The organism is Kitasatospora arboriphila, from assembly GCF_039528095.1.
Taxonomy (GTDB): Bacteria; Actinomycetota; Actinomycetes; order Streptomycetales; family Streptomycetaceae; genus Kitasatospora; species Kitasatospora arboriphila.
Window position 1 is genome coordinate 22,010 of the sequence record NZ_BAAALD010000063.1, and the last position, 6,462, is coordinate 28,471.

Here is a 6,462-nt window from a genome sequence, read left to right on the forward strand (position 1 = left end):
GCCGGCGGTCCGTGCTGAACTGTCGTCATGGACAACGCCCGATACCTGGAATGCCTCGCGGCCGACTTCGCCCGGCTGCGGTCCGTGATGCCGCTCGCACCCACCGCGGCCGTGCCGACCTGCCCGGGGTGGACGGTCACCGACCTGGCCCGGCACGTCGGCGCCGTGTACCTGCACAAGATCGCGGCGATGCGGGAGGGCGCCGAACCCGAGCAGTGGCCGCCGAAGGGGCTCGACGAGGAGGAGCCGATCGCGCTCCTCGACCGGGCCTACCAGGGCCTGCTGGCCGAGTTCGCCGCCCGCCGCCCCGAGGACCCGGCCGGCTCCTGGTACGCGCCGGACACATCGGTGGGCTTCTGGATCCGGCGGATGGCGCAGGAGACGGTGATCCACCGGATCGACGCCGAGCTCGGCACCGGGCAGCGGGTCGCGCCCGTCCCGGCCGATCTCGCGGTGGACGGCATCGACGAACTGCTGAAGGTCTTCGTGGCGTACGGCGTCGCGGAGTGGGGCGGCTACTTCACCGGGATCCTGGCGGACTCCCCCGGCCGCGGCTACGAGGTGCGCACCGAGGGCGCCGTCTGGCGGCTGCGGACCGGCCCGGGGGTGTTCACGGTCGAGGACGGGGCGGGCGGCGGCCCGGCGGACGCCGTGGTGAGCGGTCCGCCCGCGGCCGTGCTGCGCTGGGTGTGGAACCGTCAGGACGGCAACCCGGCACCCGGTCTGACCGTCGAGGGCGATCCCGACGCCGTCGCGGAGCTGAAGCGCTGCATCGTCACCGCCACCCAGTGACCCCCGGCGGGGGCCGGGGGGCTGCCGTTCGGCCAACCCGTTTGTGCGCGGCCGCCCCCGGCCAGCACGATGTCCCCGCACGGCCGGTCGGCACGGCCATCAGGTGACGGGAGCAGGGATGATCCGCTGGGTGTACGCGTTCGTGGACCGGCCGCGGGAGCGGTTCGCGCAGGCCGCCGGGTTCTGGACGGCGGCGACCGGCACGTCGCTGTCACAACGCCGGGGTGCGGACGGCGAGTTCGCGACCCTGCTGAGCGAGGGGACGGACGCCTGCCTGAAGCTCCAGGGCGTGGCCGACGGCACCGGCGGCGCCCACCTGGACCTGGCGGCCGAGGACGTCCGGGCGCTCGCCGGCCGCGCCGTCGAACTGGGTGCCTCGGTGCTGGCGGACGAAGGCGACGGCCTGGTGGTCCTCGCCTCCCCCGCCGGGCAGTCGTTCTGCGCGGTGCCCTGGCGCGGCGAGTCCCGCCGTCCGGAGGTCTTCGCGGGCACCCGGCTGGACCAGCTCGCCGTCGACGTCCCGGGCGGGGCATTCGAGGCCGAGACGGCGTTCTGGGGCGGGCTGACCGGCTGGCCGGTGCTGACCGGCTCGCGGCCGGAGTTCCGGGTGGTCAAGTCGCCGGCGGAGCTGCCCGTCCGGATCCTGCTGCACCGGCTGGACGACCCCCGGCCGACCGGTGCCCACCTGGACTTCGCCTGCGCCGACCGCGCGGCCGCCCGGCGCGCCCACGAGGACCTCGGCGCGGTCTTCGTCGCCGAGCACAGCCACTGGACGGTGATGCGCGACCCGGCCGGCGGCACCTACTGCCTCACCGCCCGCGACCCGCACACCGGCGCCCTGGGCTGACGGCGGGAGCGCTCAGCGCCGCCCGTCCGCCACCGCCGCCGTGGTGAGCCGGTCGACGAGGGCGCAGGTCAGCACGGCCGCGGCGAGGGCGGCGGCGGCCGCGCCGAGCAGCGGCGTCTCGTAGTGGGCGCCCGCCGTCAGGCGTGCGGCGGCGGACGCCGCGAGCAGGGCCGCAAACGCGGCGGGGAGCAGGGCGAGCGCCGCGGCACGGGGGCGGGCGGCCAGGACGGGGACGGCGGCCGCGAGCAGCACGAGGAGCCCGGCCGCGGCGGCGAGCGGCGGGGTCCCGAAGGTGACACCGTACCGGATCGCCAGGGCCGGGACGAAGAACAGCACCAGTGACCGGCGCAGCCCGTCCGCGAGCATCCCGGTGGCCGGCCGGCCCGCCGAGGGGGGGGGGGGGGGGGGCGGGGGGGGGGGGGGGGGGGGGGGGGGGGGGGGGCCGGGCAGGACCCCCACACCTCCCGCCCCCGCCGGCCCGGCCGCGGCCGGGACCCGGCGGCGGAGCAGTGCGGTGGCGGCGAGGACGGCGCCCGCCGCGGCCGCGCCGGGGAGCCGGCCGGGCAGGCGGCCGAGGTTGTAGAGCAGCGCCGTGTCGTAGACGGTCAGCACGAGGTGGCCGAGCGCGGCGAGGCCGACGGCGAAGAGCAGCAGGCCCGAGGTGCCCGGCGGCCCGGCCGGGGTGCGGGCGGCCCGCGCGTCGCGCCGCAGCAGCGCGGCGACGGCGGGCGGGGTGAGCACGGCGGAGAGCAGCCGGATCGCGATGTCCTGTTCCGTCCACGGGGTGCGCAGCTGCCATTCGACGGTGCAGAAGACGGCGGTGTAGGAGGCCGCGGCGAGACCGAGCAGCGGCGACAGGGCGGCCTGCCGGTACGCCACCGGGTCGAGTCGGCGCAGGACGGCCAGGAACACCAGCAGGACGAAGGGCAGTTCGAGCAGCGCCGGGACGCGGAGCAGGCTCGGTGCGAGCAGTTCCGGTGCGGGCACGTGGGCGGCGAGGGCCCGCACGGTCGGCCCGTCGGCGAGGTCGAACCATCCGGGCGGCAGCAGCCGGGCGACGAACGAGGCGTCGCCGTCGTGCACCCGCAGCAGGTAGACGGTGACCAGCAGCTGGTTGAGGAGGATCAGCGCGGTGACGGCGGCCAGTGCGGTCTCCGCGGTGACGCCGCGCCGGCCGCCGGCCGGTGTGCCCGGTGCGGCCGGTGCGGGGCGGCGCAGCACCCGCGGGGCCTGCCGGAGGGTGACCGCGACGGAGCCGGCCACGGCGGTGTCCACGAGGAGGGTGCCGGTCGACATGGTCCGTCACTCTAGGCGGTCGGCGCCGGAGCCCCTCCGGGCCCCGGCTCCGCAGCGGGCCGGTGCTCGTGGGCCGCGCCGAAGCGCCGGACTCCGTGCCCGACCTGCGGCTCCTGCCGCTCCGTCAGTCTCCTTGCACAGCCGGTCGATCATGGTTGAATGCGGTGCGTCGTGGCGCCGGGGGTGCCGATGCTGCGCACGGCCGCCCCCCTTCACGATGTGACACAGGCCACACGGGCCCGTGTCACGAACGGAAGGGCAGCGTGCGTCTGGTGGTCGTCCGCACGGCGGGAACGACGACACGGAAGAGACAGCAGAGCGATGAACACGACAGCAGCGCAGCGGCACGAGGTCCTGGTCCTGGGCGCCGGCTACGCCGGGCTCGCCGCGACGATCCAGCTCGCGGCCCGCACCAGGAAGCGCGGGAACCTGCGGGTGACGCTGGTCAACCCCTACGACACCTTCACCGAGCGGCTCAGGCTGCACATGACCGCCACCGGCCAGGAGACGGCCGTGATGAACATCCCGGAGCTGCTGGACGGCACCGGCGCCGTCTTCGTCCGCGGCCGGGTCACCGCCGTGGACGCCGGGGCGAAGACCGTCCGGATCGACGACGACCGGATCCTGCGCTACGACACCCTGGTCTACGGTCTGGGCAGCGTCGCCGACACCGCGGCCCTGCCCGGCGTGGACGAGCACGCCCACACGCTCGACGGCCCGGAGGACGCCGCCCTGCTCGCCGACCGGCTGGCCCGGCTCGACGGCGGGACGGTCGTGGTCGGCGGCAGCGGCCTCACCGGTGTGGAGGCCGCCGCGGAGATCGCCGAGCGGTACCCACGGCTGCGGGTGGTGCTGCTGGGGCGGCAGGAGCCGGGGGCGAACCTGCACCCGAAGGCCAGGGCCCACCTGGACGCGGCGCTCGCCCGGCTCGGGGTGCGGGTGCGCAGCGGCGTCGAGGTGGTCGAGGTGCTGCCGGACGGCGTCGAGCTCGCGGACGGCTCCAACATCCCGGCGGACGCGGTGCTGTGGACCAGCGGCACCCGCGTCCCGCCGCTGGCCGCCGCCGCGGGCCTGACCGTCGACGAGCGCGGCCGCGTGGTCACCGACGGCGCGCTGCGCTCGGTCTCCCACCCGGACGTCTACGCGGTGGGCGACGCGGCGGCGATCCGCCAGGGGTACGGCGTGATGCACGGGACCTGCCAGGGCGGCATGCCCACCGGTGTGCACGCCGCCCTCTCCGTCCTGCGGGTGCTGGCCGGGAAGGAGCCCGAGCCGTTCCGCTTCGGCTACTACCACACGCCCGTCAGCCTGGGCCGGCACGACGCCGTCGTGCAGTTCACCCGGCCCGACGACAGCCCGCGCCGGATCGTGCTGACCGGCAGGCGGGCCGCGAAGTACAAGGAGGCGGTCAGCGCAGCGCCGTGGCCGACCTTCGCCCGCATGAAGAAGATGCCCGCCTCGGGCGCGTTCTGGCCGCACGGCGGCCGCTACACCCGGATCAGGAGCGCCAAGTGAACCCGCAGCAGGCCGGCCCCGACCAGCTCGCCTTCCAGCGGTACCGCACCCTGCTCTTCTCCGTCGCCTACCGCATCCTCGGCACCGCCGCCGACGCCGAGGACGTCGTCCAGGACGCCTGGCTGAAGTGGTCGGCGGCCGACCGGTCCCTGGTCGCCGATCCCAAGGCCTACCTGACCCGGATCGTCTCCAACCTGTCGATGGAGCGGCTCCGTTCGACCCGTCACCGGCGCGAGACCTACGTCGGACCCTGGCTCCCCGAGCCGATCCTCACCGACCCGGACACGGCCGAGGGCGTCGCCGCGGCGGACTCGGTCTCCATGGCCCTGCTGGTCGTGCTGGAGACGTTGAGCCCCCTGGAGCGGGCGGTCTTCGTGCTGAAGGAGGTCTTCGCGTTCAGCTATGCGGAGATCGCCCGGGCGGTGGACCGTTCGGAGCCGGCGGTGCGGCAGACCGCGCACCGCGCCCGTGAGCACGTCCAGGCGCGCCGGCCGCGGTTCAGCACGGACCGCGCCCGCCGACGGGACGTCACCGAGCGCTTCTTCGCGGCGGCGACGGGCGGCGACATCAACACGCTCATGGAACTGCTCTCCCCGGACGTGACGCTGTGGACGGACGGCGGCGGCAAGGTCCGCCAGGCCCTCAAGCCGGTCGTCGGCGCGGAGACCGTGGCCCGCTGGTTCGCCGCGCTCGGCACGGTGGCCTACCAGGGCATCGAGCCGGGGCAGATGCGTGCGGAGCTCACCGGGATCAACGGCGGCCCGGGGGTCGTCTTCCGCGGTCCGGACCGCGTGGTCGCCACGCTGACCTTCGACGTGGACCCGGAGGGCCGCATCTCGGCCATCCACAACGTCGCCAACCCGGACAAGCTCCGTGCCGTCGCCGGCGGAACCCGCCACGAACTCTCCTGAGCGGCACCGGCCGGAGCAGGGCCCGGGGTCACGGGACCGCGCAGGGGCGGGCGGGCCGCTCAGCGGTGCGGGTCCTCCAGGGCCTCCAGCAGGGTGCGCAGGGTGGCCGCCAGGCCGTCCCGGGCGGCGGGGTCGAGTGCGGCGAGCAGGCGTTCCTCGGTGGCGAGGTGGTCGGGCAGGGCGCCGTCGATGAGGGCGAGTCCCTTGTCGGTGAGGGAGACCAGGACGACCCTGCCGTCGGTGGGGCTGGGGCTGCGGGTGACGAGGCCGTTGGCCTGGAGCCGGTCGAGCCGCTGGGTGACGGCACCGGAGGTGACCATCGCGGAGCGCATCAGTTCGGCGGGGGTGAGCGGACGGTCCGGGCCGTTGCGCCGCAGGGTGGCGAGGACGTCGAAGGAGGCCGCGTCGAGGCCGTGCGCGGCGAAGGTGCGCCGCATCTCGGGCTCCAGGGCCGCCACGACCCGCTTGAGCCGGCCGATCACGGCCATCGGGGAGACGTCCAGGTCCGGGCGCTGCCGGGCCCACTGGGCGAGGACGGTGTCGACGTGGTCTGCCATGGAATCAGCCTAGCGGATCTCTTAGTGGTGAGATACATTGTCTTAGTGCTAAGAAATCGACGGCTGACCGTCCTCCTGCTGACCGCGCTCGCCCCGGCCGTCTGGGGCTCCACCTACCTCGTCACCACCGAGTTCCTGCCGCCCGACCGCCCGCTGACCGCCGCCATGCTCCGCGCGCTGCCCGCCGGCCTGTTACTCGTCCTGCTCACCCGCCGCCTGCCGAGCGGCAGTTGGTGGTGGCGCTCGCTCGTGCTCGGCTCCCTCAACATCGGCGTCTTCCTCGCGCTGCTGTTCGTCGCCGCCTACCGGCTGCCCGGCGGACTCGCCGCCACCGTCGGCTCCGTCCAGCCGCTGCTGGTCGCCGGACTCTCCGCCCTCCTCCTCGGCGAACGCCTCACCGCCCGCACGGTGGCCGCCGCCGTCGGCGGCATCGCCGGCGTCACCCTCATGGTGCTGCGCGCCGAGGCCCGGCCGGGCGCCGTCGGCACCGCCGCCGCCCTCGGCGGCGCGCCCGTGGTGGCCTCCCGCGGGGTGGTCAGGAAGG

At 75.7% G+C, this 6,462-nt stretch carries 7 protein-coding genes; 5 read left to right on the forward strand and 2 right to left on the reverse strand.

The window, feature by feature from the left end; translation table 11 throughout:
• The first annotated feature begins 27 nt into the window (after positions 1-27).
• Together ABD353_RS26995 and ABD353_RS27000 are read left to right on the forward strand one after the other, a co-directional pair.
• Positions 28-792: a maleylpyruvate isomerase family mycothiol-dependent enzyme gene (locus tag ABD353_RS26995; protein ID WP_344626277.1), complete on the forward strand. Its 765-nt coding sequence runs from the start codon at positions 28-30 to the stop codon at positions 790-792.
• A gap of 118 nt (positions 793-910) precedes the next feature.
• A complete protein-coding gene (locus ABD353_RS27000) occupies positions 911-1,639 on the forward strand; it encodes a VOC family protein (RefSeq protein WP_344626278.1) in 729 nt (242 codons plus the stop codon).
• 12 nt (positions 1,640-1,651) lie between these two features.
• Here ABD353_RS27000 and ABD353_RS27005 read toward each other — a convergent pair whose 3' ends face one another.
• A complete protein-coding gene (locus ABD353_RS27005; protein WP_344626279.1) occupies positions 1,652-2,935 on the reverse strand; it encodes a hypothetical protein in 1,284 nt (427 codons plus the stop codon).
• A 321-nt stretch (positions 2,936-3,256) separates the two neighbouring features.
• Between ABD353_RS27005 and ABD353_RS27010 the strand changes: the two genes are divergently transcribed.
• Both ABD353_RS27010 and ABD353_RS27015 read left to right on the forward strand, forming a co-directional pair.
• Complete coding sequence (locus tag ABD353_RS27010; RefSeq protein WP_344626280.1) at positions 3,257-4,450, forward strand: NAD(P)/FAD-dependent oxidoreductase; 1,194 nt, start codon at positions 3,257-3,259, stop codon at positions 4,448-4,450.
• Positions 4,447-5,361 (forward strand): RNA polymerase sigma-70 factor, encoded by a 915-nt coding sequence (locus ABD353_RS27015; RefSeq protein ID WP_344626281.1) that lies wholly within the window; start codon positions 4,447-4,449, stop codon positions 5,359-5,361. The genes ABD353_RS27010 and ABD353_RS27015 overlap by 4 nt, the downstream gene beginning before the upstream one ends.
• A gap of 59 nt (positions 5,362-5,420) precedes the next feature.
• Here ABD353_RS27015 and ABD353_RS27020 read toward each other — a convergent pair whose 3' ends face one another.
• Complete coding sequence (locus ABD353_RS27020) at positions 5,421-5,918, reverse strand: MarR family winged helix-turn-helix transcriptional regulator (RefSeq protein WP_344626282.1); 498 nt, start codon at positions 5,916-5,918, stop codon at positions 5,421-5,423.
• 45 nt (positions 5,919-5,963) lie between these two features.
• Between ABD353_RS27020 and ABD353_RS27025 the strand changes: the two genes are divergently transcribed.
• A partial coding sequence (locus ABD353_RS27025; protein ID WP_344626283.1) for an EamA family transporter occupies positions 5,964-6,462 on the forward strand: 499 nt, incomplete at its 3' end.